18 protein-coding genes are annotated in these 18,236 nt (G+C 56.6%); 9 read left to right on the top strand and 9 right to left on the bottom strand.

The features are described from left to right. Positions 1-326: transposase (locus ACZCED_RS19435; protein WP_464861484.1), on the bottom strand; the 326-nt coding region annotated here is incomplete at its 3' end. A gap of 50 nt (positions 327-376) precedes the next feature. On the opposite strand from ACZCED_RS19435, the gene ACZCED_RS19430 reads away from it, so the two are divergent. Together ACZCED_RS19430 and ACZCED_RS19425 are read left to right on the top strand one after the other, a co-directional pair. Then, a complete protein-coding gene (locus tag ACZCED_RS19430) occupies positions 377-1,009 on the top strand; it encodes a response regulator (protein WP_464861486.1) in 633 nt (210 codons plus the stop codon). A 13-nt stretch (positions 1,010-1,022) separates the two neighbouring features. Further along, positions 1,023-1,397: a hypothetical protein gene (locus ACZCED_RS19425; protein ID WP_462970041.1), complete on the top strand. Its 375-nt coding sequence runs from the start codon at positions 1,023-1,025 to the stop codon at positions 1,395-1,397. 317 nt (positions 1,398-1,714) lie between these two features. Here ACZCED_RS19425 and ACZCED_RS19420 read toward each other — a convergent pair whose 3' ends face one another. From ACZCED_RS19420 to ACZCED_RS19405, 4 genes are all read right to left on the bottom strand, one after another. Next, positions 1,715-2,260, bottom strand: a complete 546-nt coding sequence (locus ACZCED_RS19420) for a class I SAM-dependent methyltransferase (protein ID WP_464861483.1) — start codon at positions 2,258-2,260, stop codon at positions 1,715-1,717. Positions 2,261-2,946: 686 nt separating this feature from the next. Further along, positions 2,947-3,606 (bottom strand): TPM domain-containing protein, encoded by a 660-nt coding sequence (locus ACZCED_RS19415; RefSeq protein WP_464861482.1) that lies wholly within the window; start codon positions 3,604-3,606, stop codon positions 2,947-2,949. Positions 3,607-3,679: 73 nt separating this feature from the next. Then, entirely contained in the window at positions 3,680-4,570 is an 891-nt protein-coding gene (locus ACZCED_RS19410; protein WP_462970044.1) for a TPM domain-containing protein, read from the bottom strand. 21 nt (positions 4,571-4,591) lie between these two features. Then, on the bottom strand, positions 4,592-5,182 hold the full coding sequence (locus tag ACZCED_RS19405; protein ID WP_464861481.1) for a LemA family protein: 591 nt from the start codon (positions 5,180-5,182) through the stop codon (positions 4,592-4,594). A 546-nt stretch (positions 5,183-5,728) separates the two neighbouring features. Here ACZCED_RS19405 and ACZCED_RS19400 point away from each other — a divergent pair. The 7 genes from ACZCED_RS19400 to ACZCED_RS19370 all read left to right on the top strand — a co-directional run bounded on the left by ACZCED_RS19400 (position 5,729) and on the right by ACZCED_RS19370 (position 12,939). Then, the gene (locus tag ACZCED_RS19400; protein WP_464861480.1) at positions 5,729-7,063 is read left to right on the top strand and encodes a pentapeptide repeat-containing protein; all 1,335 of its coding nucleotides are present in this window, start codon (positions 5,729-5,731) and stop codon (positions 7,061-7,063) included. 263 nt (positions 7,064-7,326) lie between these two features. Next, positions 7,327-8,646 (top strand): L-cysteine desulfidase family protein, encoded by a 1,320-nt coding sequence (locus tag ACZCED_RS19395; RefSeq protein ID WP_462970047.1) that lies wholly within the window; start codon positions 7,327-7,329, stop codon positions 8,644-8,646. Continuing rightward, the gene (locus ACZCED_RS19390; RefSeq protein ID WP_462970048.1) at positions 8,639-10,279 is read left to right on the top strand and encodes a lipopolysaccharide biosynthesis protein; all 1,641 of its coding nucleotides are present in this window, start codon (positions 8,639-8,641) and stop codon (positions 10,277-10,279) included. The genes ACZCED_RS19395 and ACZCED_RS19390 overlap by 8 nt, the downstream gene beginning before the upstream one ends. A 51-nt stretch (positions 10,280-10,330) precedes the next feature. After that, entirely contained in the window at positions 10,331-11,428 is a 1,098-nt protein-coding gene (locus ACZCED_RS19385; RefSeq protein WP_462970049.1) for an SPFH domain-containing protein, read from the top strand. After that, positions 11,425-12,450: a prohibitin family protein gene (locus tag ACZCED_RS19380; protein ID WP_462970050.1), complete on the top strand. Its 1,026-nt coding sequence runs from the start codon at positions 11,425-11,427 to the stop codon at positions 12,448-12,450. The genes ACZCED_RS19385 and ACZCED_RS19380 overlap by 4 nt, the downstream gene beginning before the upstream one ends. Before the next feature lie 70 nt (positions 12,451-12,520). After that, positions 12,521-12,814: a four helix bundle protein gene (locus ACZCED_RS19375; protein WP_462970051.1), complete on the top strand. Its 294-nt coding sequence runs from the start codon at positions 12,521-12,523 to the stop codon at positions 12,812-12,814. Further along, positions 12,811-12,939, top strand: a complete 129-nt coding sequence (locus tag ACZCED_RS19370) for a hypothetical protein (protein WP_462970059.1) — start codon at positions 12,811-12,813, stop codon at positions 12,937-12,939. The genes ACZCED_RS19375 and ACZCED_RS19370 overlap by 4 nt, the downstream gene beginning before the upstream one ends. A gap of 79 nt (positions 12,940-13,018) precedes the next feature. Here ACZCED_RS19370 and ACZCED_RS19365 read toward each other — a convergent pair whose 3' ends face one another. From ACZCED_RS19365 to ACZCED_RS19350, 4 genes are all read right to left on the bottom strand, one after another. After that, positions 13,019-13,957, bottom strand: a complete 939-nt coding sequence (locus ACZCED_RS19365) for a pentapeptide repeat-containing protein (RefSeq protein ID WP_462970052.1) — start codon at positions 13,955-13,957, stop codon at positions 13,019-13,021. Positions 13,958-14,066: 109 nt separating this feature from the next. Continuing rightward, complete coding sequence (locus tag ACZCED_RS19360) at positions 14,067-16,310, bottom strand: histidine kinase N-terminal 7TM domain-containing protein (RefSeq protein WP_464861479.1); 2,244 nt, start codon at positions 16,308-16,310, stop codon at positions 14,067-14,069. 59 nt (positions 16,311-16,369) lie between these two features. Beyond that, positions 16,370-16,738 (bottom strand): DUF4870 domain-containing protein, encoded by a 369-nt coding sequence (locus tag ACZCED_RS19355; protein WP_464861478.1) that lies wholly within the window; start codon positions 16,736-16,738, stop codon positions 16,370-16,372. Between the two features lie 74 nt (positions 16,739-16,812). Beyond that, complete coding sequence (locus ACZCED_RS19350) at positions 16,813-18,120, bottom strand: NAD(P)/FAD-dependent oxidoreductase (RefSeq protein WP_462970060.1); 1,308 nt, start codon at positions 18,118-18,120, stop codon at positions 16,813-16,815. Positions 18,121-18,236 lie beyond the last annotated feature (116 nt).

Below are 18,236 nucleotides of genomic sequence, written 5' to 3'. Positions count from 1 at the left end.
GAAAAGACAGAATGGTCCCAGACGTTGTCATCCATGGACAATCCGACAAACCATCGAAACAGAAGGTTGTAATCGAGCTGCTCCATCAGCAGGCGCTCGCTGCGGATCGTATAAAAGATCTGCAGCAATGAGGTCCGCAGCAGGTACTCCGGCGGAATGGAAGGCCGCCCGGTATGGGAATACAGATCTGAGAAGGTGTCATGCATCTGCTCCAATGCCTTGTCGACCATTTTTCGGATATCTCGCAATGGATGACTGCTCGGAACCCGTTGCTCGAGGGAAACGTAGCTGAACAATGATGCTTGTCTTTTTTGGCTGCCTCTCATCTTGATCCTTCATAAATCCTGTGGGTTAGATGATAATGGCAGTATAACCGATCAGTAGAATTTCTCAAGAGAAATTAGAGTTTTTCAACAGCCTGCTAAGTAAAATTTTTGAGCCGTTTTATACCAAGAAGGTCATGGGCAGGAGTGGCACCGGATTGGGGCTGGCCGTCGTTTGGGGAACGGTTATGGATCATCATGGTTATATTGAAGTGGAAAGCGACGGCCACAGCGGTTCGGTTTTCAAGTTGTATTTCCCTGTGTCCCATGATGATCCGCAATCCCCCGCCCGCGTGGCGGACGTCCAGACGTACAGAGGCAAGGGCGAACGTGTACTGGTTGTAGACGACATCGAGGAGCAACGGGAAATCGCTTCAAGTATTCTATCCGCGCTGGGATATAAGGTCGCCATCGCTTCCAGCGGTGAGGAGGCGGTTTCGCACGTGAGCCGCCACAGTGTGGATGTGGTGATTCTGGATATGCTCATGCCGCCCGGGATGGATGGCCTGACCACCTATCGAGAGATACTGAAAGTCAGGCCCGGGCAGAAGGCGATCATCGCCAGTGGGTTTGCCGAGACCGATCGTGTCAAGGAAGCTTTGGATCTTGGCGTCGGTCAATTCATCAAAAAACCATATACCATCGGGGACGTCGGGTTCGCTTTAAAAAAGGAATTGATGCGATGAGGCGGATTTGATCATGGCCATGAGATACAACATAGACAGATCCAGGGATTTGACTGTTTTCACGTTAACGGGCGAGATCGCCCTCTCCGAATTTATCGACTGCCTTCATTCGTATATCGACAATCAACCGACCTTCTATGAAATATACGATGTTCGGGAATTGTGCGGAAACCGCTTTTCTAAGGAGGAAGTGAGCGCGTTGGCCCTTTTTCTTGAGCAGCGTGCTGCCAAAAGACCGTCCGGCGGCAAGACAGCAGTCGTTGTTGACAAAAACATAGACTATGGATTGTCCAGAATGGTTTCAATGCTTACCGATGGACTGGTTCCGTATACGATAGAGGTATTCAAGGATATCGACGCGGCCTATCAATGGCTGGATGAAAAATGAACCGCGAAAGCGTGTCCATTCTTCCCGGCTTGTCGGAGCGAAGCGGAGATTCAGTTCATGGGAGCCGCAGGGAAGGGCCGATGCTTTACTCACCTGCAGGCATGGCCGGTTTCATGGACCGCGAAACACCATCCGGCCATCATGCGCAGGGCGCTAAAACACAGGCAATCGATCTTGCAGGATAATGAAAAACGATTCCGCTTGTCCATAGGGCGTTAACATTCGACTCAACATGCTCATTTTTCACACATAAACTCCGCTTTCTCGCCGAATCTTGACTTGTCTTGCCTGCGCTCATGACGTTTCTCAACAGCCTGTCAGGTCACGGCGCCAGTCTTGATCGCAACAAGCGAGGCGGTCTGATCGAACTTTTCAGAAAGGTCTGCTTTTTTCTCTTCGTAATAGACGATGCGCAGGGATTGAAAGGCCCGCAGCAATTCATTTTGTTTCAGGCAGTATTTATCCTTTTCTCCATCCATAAACGATTCAAAGATCAAAACCCCGCCGGTTCTAAGTCCATCCTGAATCAGGGGAAACAGGCGCCTGTCCAAAAACCGGACGTTGGCGATGAGTTCATAGCGATCCTGCGGAATGTCCCAGGTGTCCAGATCCGCGCAAATGACGTTGATCTTCAGATCTTTGCCTGCAAGATGATTCGTTGCCACCGATGAAATGTCAACCGCATCCACGGCAAATCCCTTTGCCGCCAAAAAGATACTGTTTCTTCCGTTGCCGCAGGCGATATCCAGGGCATTTCCGCAGGATGCAAGCGTCCAATAGTTCTTCAGGATGGGGGACGGGGCGGTGCCGCCCAAGTCCTTCAGATACCTTGCGTCCCATTTTTTTCGATCTTGATCGGTCATGTTCCCACTCTTACCGTGATCGGTGGTGTCAATGTGCAGGCGTGTCTGTCTTCATGTTAATCGAGATAGTAAATTTGTCAATTGTTTTAATGAGATAAACCAACCTGGCTGGCCTGGATGGAAAATCGCCTCAGCGGTGGTGCACGGCTTGTCCTCATGCCGGTGTTGAAAGACAGCGGGTAATTCATCGCTAAAAACGAGGAATCTTCCGGAAATGCCTACGGCTGTGTTCTCGTGGAAAACGTGGCAGTCCCATCATGGAAAAAGGTCGTGCGTTGGTGCGTGAGACTACCTGATATAAACTATAACCAACCGGAAATATATTAAAAAAGAAACCGCCAGGTCGGCATGGAATAGGGTGTCAGTATCGTCAACGGTTGAGACCTCTTCGCGTCGGTGATCAACCGGCTTCAAAGAGCGCCTGATGCGGCTCCAAACAGAATGATCGTTCAGGCAAGATAAAAAAGGCGTTCTTCTCATTTATCAGACGGGTATGCATCGTCTGCAGGAAAGAAGATCGGGCAGGGGGATTTGCCCGATCACGACAATCCGTCCACCCGGGAGAAAGCAAACGGCCGCTGTCCGGATTGCTGACAGGAGCGGTTCGCACGGTTTTTACAGATTTTGAACCAACCGCAGATCGGCGGTTCAACGTCGGCCAACGATGGTGTTCTGTGCCCGGCCATTCAGCTGCCGCCCTCTATGATCAGGTTGTCGAGTTCATCGGTATCACCGGGCTTGATGGGAAAGTGGGTGATAAGGAGATCGCCGATTTCTTGAACGGCCTTGCAGATTGCCTCGGCACCTTGCCCGCTGCGGATACCCCGGGTGACGCGGCCCACCAGCCGGTTCCATTCCTCCTGGGGAACTTTTTCGTGGATGCCCATATCGGCCAGCAGCCACACCTTATGCTCGAAAACCGAGATAAACAGCAAGACGCCGTTGGCGTCGCGCGTGCGGTACAGCCCCTTTTTGAAAAAAGCGTTCACGGCGGCTTCCTCCACCTCCTCATCGATCTCCCGCCGGGAGACGAAAAGACGCTTGAGGGTCGGGCAGCGCCTGATGGCCCAGCCCAGCAGGGCGAAAAGCAGGGCGAAAAGCCCGAGGAACAGCCACATGTTCCGGGTGCCGATCCACAGCCATCCTCCCAGAAGATGGGTGGCCAGGAGAGCCAGCGGCAGGGCGAATGCCGTTGCACCCAATACGTCGGCCATCGCATAGTGATAGCTGGAGGATACGATCATGCAGGCGATCTCCCCGGCGGTCCTTTTTTCCGTGGCCGCCACAACGGATTCAATCCGCTTGCGGTCCGTCTCCGATAAAAACGATTCAGCCAGGTTTTTCATCCGTGAACCCTTGTTCCTGCTTGTCTGAAAGTGGTCATCTCGATCGCTTCCGACGGGCGTCGCCCGGTCAGTGCTACCACCCGCCCGATGCCCCGCCCCCGCCGAAACCGCCGCCGCCGCCGGAAAAACCGCCAAAGCCCCCGGAGGAAAAGCCGCCACCGCCCCCGCCCCAGTAACCGCCGTGATGACCGGAAGAGGTTCGTCCCGGGGCGAGGGGCCCTCCGATCAGGCTGATCAGCAGGCCCGCCACCAGGCCTAAGGGGATCAGTCCCAACAGCAAAAGCGGACCCAGTCCAAAGAACAGCGACCCGGCAATCGGAAACAGCACCGCACCGGCGGTTGCCCCCATCACCCGGCTGGCCCGGCCGAGAGCATTGATCAGGAAAAACAGGGCGAACAGGGCGATAATGGGAACACCGGTCTGCGATTGTGGGGGCTGCCGGGGAGCGTCGGTCACCGAGAATTCTCCCCGCACGGCGTCGATCATGGCGGCCACGCCCTCGGTGATTCCCCGGTCAAACTGCCCTGCTTTGAATTGGGGCGCAATCACGTTGCGGATGATGCGCCCGGCCAGCAGATCGGTCAGGCGTCCCTCCAACCCGTATCCGACGTCGATGCGGATTTTGCGGTCGTTTTTGGCAATCAACAGGATGGCGCCGTTATCCACTTGCTTTTGACCGATTTTCCAGGCCTCGGCCACGCGGATCGAGAAGTCTTCGAGGGAATCGCCCTGAAGCGACGGGATGGTCAGCACCACGATCTGAGTGGATTCCTTCTGCTCGAAGTCGGTCAGCACCGCCTCCAACTGCCGTCGACTGGCTGTGCTCAGCATGGCCGCATAATCGTTGACATGGCCTTTGAGCCGGGGTACCTCCAGCGCTGCCGCATTGACGGCGCCTGAACATACAATCAGGAAAAGGACAAGGATGGGTCCGATGCTGCGCAATTGGTTTTCGGTTCTCATGGCATCCAGTCTGACACCCTGCTAATCGAATTTGACTGTGGGCGCCCGGGTGGCACCGGCTTCCGCCTTGAAGTATTCCTTACGGTCCAGATGCAGAATCAGATTGTTGGTCAGGCTGTAAGGCAGGCTGCGAATCTTGGCGTTAAATGCCTCGACCGTCTGGTTGTAGCGCTGGCGGGCCACATTGATTCGGTTCTCCGTGCCTTCCAGCTGGTTCTGCAAGTCCAGAAAATTCTGGTTGGCTTTCAGATCCGGGTAGCGTTCCACCACCACCATCAGGCGTGAAAGGGCCGACGACAGACCCCCTTGGGCATCCAGCATCTGCTGCATGGCCTGGGCATTGCCCAGGTCTTTGGTAGAGAGCTGGACACTGGTGGCTTTGGCCCGCGCCTCGACAACCGCCTGCAGGGTTTCTTTTTCATGGGCGGCAAAGCCTTTGACGGTGGCTACCAGGTTGGGGATCAGGTCAGCCCGGCGCTGCAAATTGCTTTCCACATCGGCCCAGCCCCTGAACACCTGTTCTTCCATCTGCTGCAGGGTGTTGTAACCGCATCCGTTGGCGACAGCCGTGACCATTATCGCCGCCATCAACCATTTCACGTATTTGAACATGGTGGCTCCTTCAATGTTTGGTTTGAGAGGTTCGGGCTGGAGGGTAAGGGTGCTGCCAGCCTGGTGTGGTGTGTTATAGTGCGACAGGAAATTTGATTTGACAACCCCTGAAAACACACCCCACCGATATCCCGGAATGGGTGCGACGGTCAGGGACGAGGCAGCAATCCGGGGCGCAGCGCCTCCGGGCGCAGGGCAATTTTCATTGCGTCCGCCCCCTAAGGTCGCATTGTCCCGCTTGAAGCCTTCCTGGCGACCAATCTGTGTCACAGAACTTGACAATATTTGTCAAATATACCCGTTACTATCCGTCAGGCAACATAAAACCATCTGAAACAAATAGGAAAAATAAAAATCCGCCTGCCGGGCACACAATGTGCTCTCCTTAGGCGGGGACAGCGATTCGAACCACACCCGCTTTTCGATTCTCCGGGGAGCTATCTGCCTTCAACCGAAACCGGGTGTTGATGTTGCGATGGTAAGTACGATACCATCCGCCAGTTGCGGATAGCAGGAGAACCGCTCAATTCAGGAAGGACGAAAAATATGAAAGTTATTTTCTGCGATCGACAGTGGCGAAGCCTATTTGGTGTTCTGTCTGTGCTCTTTTTTTTATGGGGGTGCGTGGAAGGCGAGAAACCTGCAGCAACACATACAGCCGTCAACGACATCCCCGTCAGCCTGATCATTTCGAGCCCGTCAAATGAGTCATCCGTGTTACACGGAGAAGATGTCTATTTCGAAGCCTTTATCGATAATGAAGAGATGGTTGACGGACCGGTGGTCTGGACCTCCAACCGGGACGGTCAAATAGGCGCCGAATCGAAATTCAAGTACGCTCAATTATCGGAAGGCCGACATACCATCATTGCCTCGGTCAGGGATAAAAAAGGAGAGGATGCAGTTGATTCGTTGGAATTGATCGTAGACAAATTCACATGGGCAGCGCAGTATAAAAAACATTATCAACTGAACCCAAGGATCAGCAACGAGCCTTTGGATCTTGCTTCAGTTGAGAGAATACTCAAAACCACAAAGAATTTCGACAGGAAAAACCTGAGCGGCCTCGACCTGTCCGGAAAAAAGATAGACGGTGTTTCATTTGAAGATGCGTTCATGGTTCATTGCAACTTTTCCAACGCTGAATTTAAAAACGTGAACTTGAAAAATGCCGCTATCGAGTATTCGAACCTGTCAAAGGCATCATTTAAAAATGTCGATTTTTCAGGAGTCAGTTTCAGCAATGTCAACTTAAGTAACGTTGATTTCAGCAGAATGTATTTGAGCGATTTCTCAATGATCAAGGCAAATCTGACCGGTTGCAACCTTTTCCAGACCAATTTATCCTATTCCGATTTGACCGAAGCCGTGCTCAAAGATGCCAATCTGAATCAAACCATCCTGGTAAAAACCAATCTGACCGGTGCGGATTTGTCCAATGCAACCATCAATGGGGCAAAGGTTTCCAAGACCAACCTGAGAAATGCAAACCTCAATGGTGCATCGATCAGCAAGGTAACGGTCATCGACTGTGATTTGCGCGGTATTGACTTGAGGGCGGCGACGTTGACAGGTGTCGATTTGAACAATGCCAATCTGACCGGCGCGCAATTGTCGCAATTAAACCTTGAACAGGTCATGCTTTACGGTGCTGATTTTACCAATTGCAATTTGTCCGGGTCCAATCTGTCCAACCTCAACCTGGTGGGCTCCAACTTTACGAACACGCAATTGAAAACCGCTGATTTCACCAATGCCGTTCTCAAACGGGCAAACTTCAGGAATGCGGACATGGACGGCGCCAATCTCACCCGTGCCAACCTCGAAGACGCGATGAATCTGGACAAGACGAAGAACTTGGAAACAGCTATTGGTTTATAGGTTAAACCCATCACCGGCACCGGGAAATCAAGGGCCTGTGGGAATCACCGCAGGCCCGGTTTTTTGGGCGGAGCGCCTGATCCGGTCGGGGTGGAGAGATCCATCAGCCCTGCGCTGAGCTTCTTTGACCCGACAGGTGACTTCGGGTGCCCACGCCGGTGGGGCATGTCTGTGTTGCAGTTGAATATACGGGCAAAAAACAATATGATGGTATCAAACCAATTAAGTCGACCAATGATGCCAATTGCAGACAGGGAACCAAAATGACCTATACCGTCAAGGATATCCTGAAGATCCAGGTGGCGCCGGCATTGGGTTGCACCGAGCCGGTGGCCATCGCCCTGGGTGCGGCTGCGGCGGTGTCGCTGCTGCCGGAAAAACAGATCGACGATATCGAAATCTGGGTGGATCCGAATATCTATAAAAATGGCCTGGCCGTGTCCATTCCCGGCACCGACGGGCTCAGCGGGCTGGACATGGCCTCGGCGCTCGGCGCGCTTGGCGGCGATGCCGCCCTGAGACTGGAAGTACTGGATTCGGTGGACGGTCCGGCCATCTCGGCCGCCCAACAGATCGTGAAGGCGGGGCGGGTGAAGGTCAACCTGCTCCGGGACCAGGTGGGACTATTCATCAAGACCCTCGTCAACGGCAAGGGGCACACCGCCGAATCCGTCATTACCGGTCTGCATGACAACATCGTTTCCCTGTGCCTGGACGGCAGGACAATCACTGACCATGTGCTGCTGCCCAAAGCCGGGTCCGGTGATGGCAAACACCGGCTGACCGACCTGGAAGCTTGGCTCAAGGATCTGTCCCTCGACCAGCTTCTCGAACTGCTGGACGACCTGGATGAAGAGGATCTGCAGTTTCTGGAATCCGGTGTCGACGTCAACATGCGGTTGGCCGACTACGGTCTCAAGCACGGCCCCGGGCTGGGGGTGGGGCGCACCATGGAGCGTCTGGTGCGCCAGGGGCTGATGAAGCGGGATATGATCACCGCGGCGCGCATTCTGGCATCCTCGGCCGCAGATGCCCGCATGTCTGGCGTCAAACTGCCGGCCATGAGCAGTGCCGGATCGGGCAACCACGGCCTGACGGCCATCCTGCCCATTGTCGCCGTTGAAGAATTCATCACTGTCGACCATCGTACCACCCTGGAGGCCATCGGCTTGAGCCATATCGTTACCGCCTATGTGAAAGCCTACACCGGGCGCCTTTCCGCCATCTGCGGCTGCTCGGTCGCCGCCGGCGCCGGGGCCACGGCCGGCGTGACTTACCTAATGGGCGGCACGAAGCTGCACATTGCCGGCGCCATCAAAAACCTTACCGAGGATCTGGCCGGGGTGATCTGCGACGGTGCCAAGGGCGGATGTGCCTTAAAGCTGGCCACCGCTGCCGGTACGGCCGTCCAGGCGGCACTGTTCTCGCTTCAGGGTGTCAATGTCAGCTTCACCGACGGTATCATCGGCCGGTCGTCTGAAGATACGATGAAGAATATCGGTACCCTGACGACCCAGGGAATGATCGAGACCGATCGAACCATTCTCAACATCATGCTGGATAAGCAGTTCTCCGATGTCTGATTCCACAAACCATAATCCACCCCGGAAAGGCGGTCTTTTCCGGGGTGATAACGCCGGTGGAGTTGCGGAACCGTCCTCTGAAACCACCGGCGGCGGTTCTCCGGGTCGGTCGAATCTGCCGGCAGCACCTTCTTGGAGGACCCGGTGGCGGGAACGGATTTTTGAATGGCTGGACGAAGCCCTTTCCCGAAAAGCCGGCGAAGCGGACCCCTTTTACCTGATGACCGTTCTGCCGGTGATGGACCGGTTGGCCGGAATCGGTACCGGCCTGATTGCCATGATCATGGTGGATCGCCATTACGGTCCTGCCGGCCTGGGTCTTTTCGCGTGGTTCTTTTCCCTGCTGGCCATCGCCGGCTACCTCTGCCGATACGGCATCCCCATCTATGTAGAGAACCGCATCGCCCGCTCCCCCACATCCACCGATGAAAACTGCGCCGGCGCCCTGGCGGCCCTGGTGGTCTTGGGATTTGCTGCGATCCTGCTTTGCGGGGCAGCCGCCTTTTCGATCGCCGGTCCGGGTCAAGAGGCGGGTGACCGCATCCTGTACCTGCTGCTGGGCCCCACCGTTTTATTTCAGAACATCAACACCCTGCGACTGGCAATGCTCAACGGGAGGGGGAGCCACCGCCAAGCCGCCGGTCTGAGAATCCGCCAGCGGGTCGTTTTCCTGGTGGCGACCCTGGGGCTCTGTGTCGCCAATGTGCCGGCTCACCTGGCGGCTGCCGCGTTTTTGATCAGCCACGTCGCGATGCTGGCAATGGGCCGAAAGACGGTCAGGCTGCCTGCCATTTCCAAGGTCCTTGCCGGTTGGAGGCATGTTTCAACGATGATGGACAGCGGCCGGGCATACCTGTTTACCGACAACCTGCTGGATGTCGTCTTTTACCTGGACATGCTGATCCTGGGCTGGTTTGCCAGCCCGGTGGAACTGGGCATATATGCACGGGCCTTGATTCTGGCCCGCCTGTTCCTGGTCATCCCGGGAGGCGTTCGACCGGTGTTTCGGCGGCTGGCCAACGAACGGCTCGCAGCGGGTCTCGAGGACCGGTTGCTTGCGTTCATGGCCCGTACCATCCGGGGCCTGTTTTTTGTCCACGGGTGCCTGGCGATCCTTGTCCTGGTGAATTTTCCCCGGGTGATGGCGGCTGTCTTCCACCTGCGACAATGGGCGGACGAATCATTTACCGTTTTTACCCTGGTGCTGCCTGGGCTGATCTTTTTTTCCGCGGTGACGGCGCTGGAGCCGATCTTCGAAGCCAGGCAACAAACCGAAAAATTGAAACGAATGACCCTGGTGGTCTCCGTCGCCAACCTGATTCTCAACCTCAACCTGATCCCTTTTGCCGGGATGGCGGGTGCGGCCGTGGCGACGGCGGGGGCCATGTTTATCCATTTCCTGCTTTTTTGCCGGATGCTGCCCCCCGACCTTGGCGGCGTTCGCATTTTCTGGCCCGGTTCGGCGGCGGCCCTGTACCTGAGCTGCGTGCTGCTCACTTTTATTGACAGCGGGGTGTTCTATACGCTGGTCCTGGCACCGATTCTCTTCGGGGCGCTATTGTGGCTGGTCGGGTTTTTCAACCCATCTTATCCGCCGCGCAGCATCGAACCCATGCCGCACACACCGGCATAGCCGGCCAAACCGACGGTTTCGTATCAGATGGAAATGTAAAGGAGGATCAATATGGCAGAGCAGACCTCGCAAGGGGCGGAACTATTCAAGATGGCCAAAAAAAAGAGGTTTTCCATACCGACGATCCGATTGCCCGGCAGCGGCAAAATCAAGTATCTCGTCATCGTCGTCGCCATCGTGGTCTTGGCCTACAATATGCTGTTCGTGTACGTTCAGCCCAACGAGTTCGGTATCAAGGTGAAATACCTGGGCCTGAAGCGCGGGGTCCAGCAGGAAATCTACACCGCCGGACTCAACCTGGTCATCCCTTTCATGCAGAAGATGTACCGGCTGCCGAGGGACGTGCAGGTGCTTGAACTGACCGACTATCCGCGAACTGCCGCCGATTCGGCCCGCAAGGACCGCGTGGCTCACATCCAGACCTCCGACGGGTTCTTTGTTGACGTGGATGTGTCCATCCTCTATCGCATCGAGGACCCTTACCTGGTCTTTACCAAGATCGGCCCCGGCAGCCTGTTCGAAGACAACGGCATCATCCCCAAAGCGGAGCCGGCCTTGAAAGAGACATTGGGCAAACTGACCACCGAGGATTTCTACAACAGCTTCATGCGGGTCAAAAAGGCCCAGGAAGCCCGGGACCTGCTCAACGCGGAGCTGAACAGCAAAGGGATCCGGGTGGAGCACGTGCTTGTGCGCTATTTTCGCTACAGTCCGGAAATCCAAAAAAATATCGAAGAGAAGAAACTCCAGGATCAGCTGGTCTTCACCAACCGGGCTGCGGCCCGGGCCGCCACCGAGGAGGCCCAGCTGAAGAAGATCGTTCAGGAGGGACGCGTCGTCGTGGACGTCGAGATGGAGCAGGGGAGGGCCTACGTGACCCGCAAGATCGCCGAGAAGGACCTGTATGTGAGGTCCAAAAATGCCGATGCGGACCTGCTGGTCAAGTTGGCCGAGGCGGAAAAGGTGCGCCTGAAGAACGACGCCCTCAAGGGAATGGGTGCCGAACGAATGGTGGGGTTGAAAATGGCCGACGTATACAAGGGGCTTGACCTTATCGTGCTGCCCAGCGATGGCAGCGCCGGTGTCAACCCGCTGGACCTGGACAATGCGCTCAAGCTTTTCGACGTGCGCAAAGGAGGTGCCCAATGAAGCGCACGATCTGGATCATTCTGGCAGCCTGTTGGATGTTCACCACCACCGGATGTGTCTTCTACACCACCGGTGAAACCGAAGTAGGGGTGCGCACCCGCAAGTTCTCCCTCACCGGAAAAGGCGTGGAAGACAAGGCCTACGCACCGGGTTCCACTCATTTCTTCCTGCCGTTTATCAACGACTGGCACACCTTCGACACCAAGCTGCAGAACCTGGAGATGGTTTTCGAGCAGGCTCGCGGAGACCGGCGGAGCCGGGACGATCTGCTGTTTAAAACCATCGACGGCAACGATATCAGCCTGGACGTGATTATCGCCTACCGCATCGATGCGGACAAGGCGCCTTTTATTCTGCAGACTGTGGCCGACAACGACATCACGCTGCGCGACAAGATCGTGCGCACCATCGCGCGCAGCAAGCCCCGGGATATCTTCGGCGAGTTGACCACCGAGGAGTTTTACGTGGCCGACAGCCGGGAAAAACAGGCGCAGCGCGCCAAGGATGTGCTTCAGGACATGCTGGGCCCCTTAGGCATCGTGGTGGAGAAAGTTCTCACCAAGGACTATCGCTTTAACAAGGAATACCAGAAGGCCATCGAGGACAAGAAGGTGGCCGACCAGCAGGTGCAGAAGAACAAGTCCGCCCAGCACGCCGCCTTGGAGGAGTACAAACGCAAGCTCGAGGAAGCCAAGGGCGAAGTCAACAAGCTGATCGCGGACGCCGACGGCGTCTTCCGCAAGGCCAAGATCGAAGCCGACGTGTACTATGAGAAGCAAAAGCTGCTGGCTGAAGCGATTATGGCCGAGGGTATTGCCGAGGCCAAGGGTATCCAGGAGATGAACAACGCCCTGGCCGGATCCGGCGGCGAAGCGCTGGTCAAGCTGCGCATCGCCGAGGCCCTGCAGAACAAGAAGATCATGCTTCTGCCCGTCTCCGAAGGCGGGATGAACCTGAAAACCACCGACATCAACCAGCTGATCAACACCATGGGGGTCAAATCGCTGGGGGGGAAGAAGTGAGCTGGTGAGCTGGTAAGCAAAAAGCAAAAAGAAATCGGCGATATCCTTAGGGCCATAAAGCCACCGGCTTATGGGCTTAAGAGCCATTTCGCAGGAAACCTGGAAAAAAAGAAGGAAGCGGCTGGAAATACGTTTCAGTTTTGAAGACTTGAAAGTGTGGCAAAAGTCGATTGATTTTGCCGAAGGCGTAATTCGCTTAGTCGATACGCTGGAGACTCCTCGCCAGCATTTTCGATTGGTAGAACAGCTTGAAGCCGCTTCTACCAGCGTAGCAATGAACATCGCCGAGGGTAAGGGGCGTCAGCCCACCAAAGAATTTATCCAATTCCTCTATATTGCCAGAGAGGCTCATTGTTTGAAGTGATCACCTTGTTGACCGTTTTGGACCGCTTCGGCTGGATAACAGAGCGTCTCTTTGAAAACTATCGACAAATGGCTGAAGCGGTCTGCAAAATGATCAATGCCCCCATCAAATCGATGAAAGAATGATCGGATCGGTTTGCCTGGGAGAGATGCCCTTCGAACAAAGCGCTAAACAGCTTATTGGCTCAACAGCTCATCAGCTGTTCTACTGCACGCAGCGTCCGATGGAACCGGCGCCGCAGCGTTTGCCATTGACCCAGATGGCGCCAGCCAGGAAGGCGCCGGTAAAGGTCGTTCCCGTGACCACGGCGCCGACCAGGTTGGCGCCGTCCAGGTGGGCTCCGGTCAGGTCAGCCCCGGACAGGTCGGCCATTTTCAGGCTGACGCCGGACAGGTCGGCCCCCGCGAGGCGGGTGCCGGTCAGCACTGCACCGTGAAGAACAGCCTGCCGAAGATCCGCCTTTTCAAAAACGCCGTCTGTCAGGATCGCATTGACCATGAGGCTGCTTCTCAGGTAGGCATCGGAAAAGTCAGCCCCGACAAGGTCGGCCCCGGTAAGATCCACTTCAGGCAGAAGGGCTTTGCTGAAGTCGGTTTGCCGGGCCACCGCCCGGCTCAGGTTGGCCCTCGTCAAATCGCTGCCGGAGAGGCGTGCCTGAGAAAGCACCGCCCGCGACAGGTTCGCCCCTTTCAAAAATGCGTCTTGCAGATCCAGCGACGCCAGGGTGGCGGCTTTCAGATTGCAGTCAGGACAATGGCGGGAAGCAATCAGGGCGACGGTATCGGCTGTCAGGCAGCGCCCGGTCGAACCCGGTCCGCAGGTCTGGCCGTTGACCCAGGTGGCCCCGTCCAGCGTGGCATCCTGTATTCGGGCGTATCTGACATCGGCATGGGTCAGATCCGCATCCGTCAGCAGTGCACCGCTCAGATCCGTCTCCTTGAAAATGGCGCCGATGAGATCGGCGCCCCTCAGATCGGCCCCCTTTAAATCCGTCCCGCTCAGATCACATAGCCGGCATGCGCGGCCGGCTTCCAGCCGCTCGCGCATGCTTTCCGGGGTGAGCAGTCGGTCAAGCACACCTGATAGCACCAACAGGGCCAATACGGCGCCGATGGCCGTTATGCCTTTACCCTTTGGGGACATGGCCATTGTCTGTCACGACCGATCGGGGAGGCTGTCGGTCCGCTGCCTGGTCCGGCAGCGGGCCAGGGCGTTGAAGACAACCGCCTCGACCTGCTTCATCATGATGGGGTCACGACCCATGATTGCCTCTGGCCAGTGGCAGCTTGATCTCGAAAGAGGTCCCCTTGCCCGGTGTGGAGGTCACGGAGAGCATACCGCCATGGTTTTCGGTAACGATGAAGTAGGCAATGGACAGGCCCAGGCCGGTGCCCGAGCCGGTTGCCTTGGTGGTATAAAACGGCTCGAAGATCCGTTTGCGGACATCCTCTGCCATGCCGGGTCCGTTGTCCGTGATGGTGATGCAACCCCAGTCGTCCCGTTTGTCCACAGTCAGGGTCAACTGCGGCATGGACGGCCTGTCTTTACGTTCCCACACGGCCTGGGCTCCGTTTTTGAGGATGTTAAACATCACCTGCTGAATCTGTCCGGCATCACAAGAGACTTTGGGCATGTCCGGGAGATAGTGGCGCACGATTTGGATCCGCCGGAAATCATGCTGTTGTTTGATCTGGAAATCGTTCTTGGCCAGGTCCACGGTTTGGTCCAGCAGGGACGCCAGGTCGTGATCGGCAAGGACCGCATCGCTTTTTCTAGAAAATGCCAGCATGTTGCGAACGATGGCCGCCGCCCGCTGGCAGGACTGGTCGATGGCTTCGATTTTGTCGAAAATCCCCCGCTTGCCCATGTAGGCCCATAGTTTGTCGAGGTCCACACCGATCTCTTTCGCTGCACTGATATTGGCCGGCAAGTCGCTGAGCAGGCGCATGCGCATTACCTGGACGTTGGCCGTGATGCCGGCCAGCGGGTTGTTGATCTCGTGAGCCATGCCCGCCGCAAGTCCACCCACGGAAAGCATTTTTTCACTCTGTATCAAATAGTCCTGAGTTTTCTTGCGTTCGGTGATGTCCCTGACGATACCGACGGCATGCCATTGGTCGTTCAGCTTCAAGGGCGAGAGGGACAGTTCAGCGGGAAATTCAGTGCCGTTTTTGTGCCGGCACTGAATTTCGATGGTTCGACCCAGCAGCTTGCCATTACCGGTGCGCTGGAACTCCGAAAATGAATTTATAGCGTCCGCCTGATGTTCCTTGGGGGCAAGATGGGCATGCAGATGCTTGCCCAGAATTTCATCTTCACGGTAGCCGAATATTTTTTCCGCCGCCCGGTTCCAGAAGGAGACGCTTCCCGACGGATCGATCATCACGATACCATCCAGGGCATTGGCGCTGATGCTGCGGAATTTTTCTTCGCTGTCCCGAAGGGCGATTTCGTTGCGCCGCTGTTGGGTGATGTCCTTAAGGGTGATCAGCCAGCCCCCCAGATGGTCGCCGCGATTATACAGGGCTGACTGGCTAACGCGCCACAGGCTGGTGGTGTCCGCCCGTGAGATGTTCATTTCCACGTGGTCAATGCCGTTCGCCCGGCCCTTTTTCACCAGCAGGGCCAGTTCGGGATAAAGCGTGGCCAGTTCCCTGCCGGTGGCTTTCTCCGTCTGTTCCGGGATCAGTTGCTGTGCGGCGGCGTTGAGGTCAACCACCCGGTAACGCAGATCCAATACGAAAACGGCATCTTTCATGCCTGCGATCACCGCATCCCGGGCAATCGGGATCAACTCCAGCATTTGATGCCTGATCGTGCCCCAGAAAAAGGCGATGCCGCTGACGGCGAATGCGGCAGGCGTGAGGTCGATGTGACGCAGGGGCTCGATTTCCATGAGGTAGAGTATGTTGCTTGACCACGGAGCGAGAACGCCGACCAGCATCACCCAGAAGTGCTTGCCTGCGATCCATCGAAAGAATAAATAATGGTAGGCCAGATATAGCGTTCCAACCAGCAGCAGGCCGTATGAATAGGCCACAAACAGCCAGAAGCCCATCCCGCGATCGTATGCCATCGACGTCACCGGTCCGTTGCCCTCGATCCAGGCCCGGGACCAGATCAAATGGTGGCTTCCATTCGTGAAAACCGCCAGAATGGTCAGCGCCGGGATGATAAAGAGGACCCATCGTCTGGCTCCCGTCAACCAAGCCAATCTGCCGGTGAGGGCCATGGCGAACTGAAAAAAAAACACCCCCGTCCACGCGGCCCCGAGGTATTCCATGCGCACCCACACCAGTTTGGATTCCAGACCGGTGCTCGCAAACTCCAGGCCGTAGAAAAAAGACCACAGCCCAACAGCGCCCATCATCAGTATCAGGGACCTGGCGCTGGGTGACTCCCACCGTGGCAGCAAATAGAGGGCCAGGTTCGCAGCGATCACTGCAGCGGCGAAAGACTGAACAACATAAAGGGTCTGTAGATCGATTCCGGGCAATTCTGTTTTCCTGGTCTATCGGGTATGGGTTGGTGGCCGGCGAAGCTTACCCGTGGGCGTTACGGCTTCCATCGAAGGGTGAACGGGTATCTGAACGTCAGGCCGCTTTTGGCGTGGTCGGCGGCAATTCCGGTATATATGATGTTGGCGCTGAAGACAACAATCACCACGATCCAGACCAAGGGGACGAAACAAGCGATGAGCGTTGCGGCGAGTCCGCTGACCGTCACGGTGATCTGAAAATTCAATGCGGCCAAGGCATGCGTGGCTACATAGCCTGAATGCGCGCGCTGCCATCGCCAGATCAGGTAAGGAAACAGCAGGTTGGAGAGCGGCATCCCCAGATAGAGGCACAATGCGCTCAGGTGGGCCGTCATCGCCCAGGTTAACTCTGCATGGGGCCGTGGCTGGTTTTGGGTTGGCTCCATGACGGGTCAATCCCTTGCCGGTCCATTTCAGTTGGTAACGGGCAGGCCCTGGCTTCGTCTTTCACCTCCGCCCATCAGCCGAACCGCCCGATGGCAAAGGGCAGGGGATCGAAGGGCAATGGCCTGCCCAGAATCATGTCCGCGACCAGCCGGCCGGTTCCCGTCGCGGTGGAAAGCCCCAGCATGCCGTGGCCGGTGGCGATATAGAGATTGCCCAGTTGCGGCACGCGGTCGATGATCGGCAGATCGTCCACGCTCATGGGTCGCAGACTGGTCCACCGCTCGGTCACCCGCCGGCCCAGCGGCGTTTTCAGGTAGAGCGCCGCCGATATTTCCAAATTGCTCAGGCGCCGTTCGTCCAATTGGTCGTCAAAACCGGAAAATTCCATGGTGCCACCCAGGCGATAGCCGCTCTGCCACGGGGTGACGACGGTATTTCTTTCGACCAGGTAGCAGGGGATCGTGGGGCAGACGGCCGGCCGGTCCATGGTGATGCTGTATCCCTTGCCGGGCTGGACAGGAATGCGCACACCCAGTTGGCGACCAATGGCCGGTGCCCAGGCGCCGGCGGCCAGGATGAACTGGTCCGCCGTAAAACGGCCGGTGTTCGTCCTTGCGCCGTTTACCGTCCCGTTACGGGTATCGAAGCGTTCCAGCCGGCAGCCCTCCTCGATACGAACGCCCCTGTCCCGGGCCGCCCGGGTCCAGGCAGTCATGAGCATCTCCGGTCTCAAGTGGCTGTCCGCCCGATGGTGCCATCCCCCGCAGACCCGTTCGTTCAAAGCCGGCTCGATCTGGCGAATCGATTTGCGATCATGGAAGGTCGCAGCCAGGCCGAAGGGCTCCAGGAGGCGGTTGGTTTTTTCGTAGCCCACCATGGTCGACGGGTCGGTGAAGGCCATGAGCACGCCGCGCTGTTCGAAATCGCAGGCCAGATTCTCGTCGGCAAAAAGATCGCTGAAGAGTTCACCGGAAATTCGCAGGATCGCATCCCGTGCCTTGATGGCGTGTTTCAGGTGCCGCCGGTTGCAGTGGGCGGCAAACCGCAACAGCCAGAAGGCCAGGGAAAGATCCGGCCGCGGTTTGATATAAAGCGGGGATGTCCCTTGAAGGGTGCGGATCAGTTCATGGCCGATGGCGCCGGGGGCGCACAGCGGCGGCAGATCGCTGACGAAGATCAGTCCGCAGTTGCCGTGGGAGGCGCCGGCACCCATGCTTTCCTGTTCGATGATGCGGACCGATTGTCCTGCTCGGGCCAGGTAATAGGCGCAGGCCAGGCCGATGACCCCGCCGCCCACCACCAGAATGTCGCTATGACTGGATGTGGTATTGTTCACGCCGAACCGCTCCTTTGAATGATAAAACCGCCGATACTCCTCAATAAGCTGTTATAACCAAGCCGGGCACGAATTGAAACATCGATTCGGGATTTATTTATAAGCCATCTCAAAAAATAGATCTTGGTTCAAGATCGAGGCGGGTCCGGGTTTCAACCCGC

The organism is Desulfosarcina sp. (genome assembly GCF_055467485.1).
The sequence above is the reverse complement of the archived record's forward strand: the minus strand, read 5'-3'. Positions and strand labels throughout refer to the sequence as shown.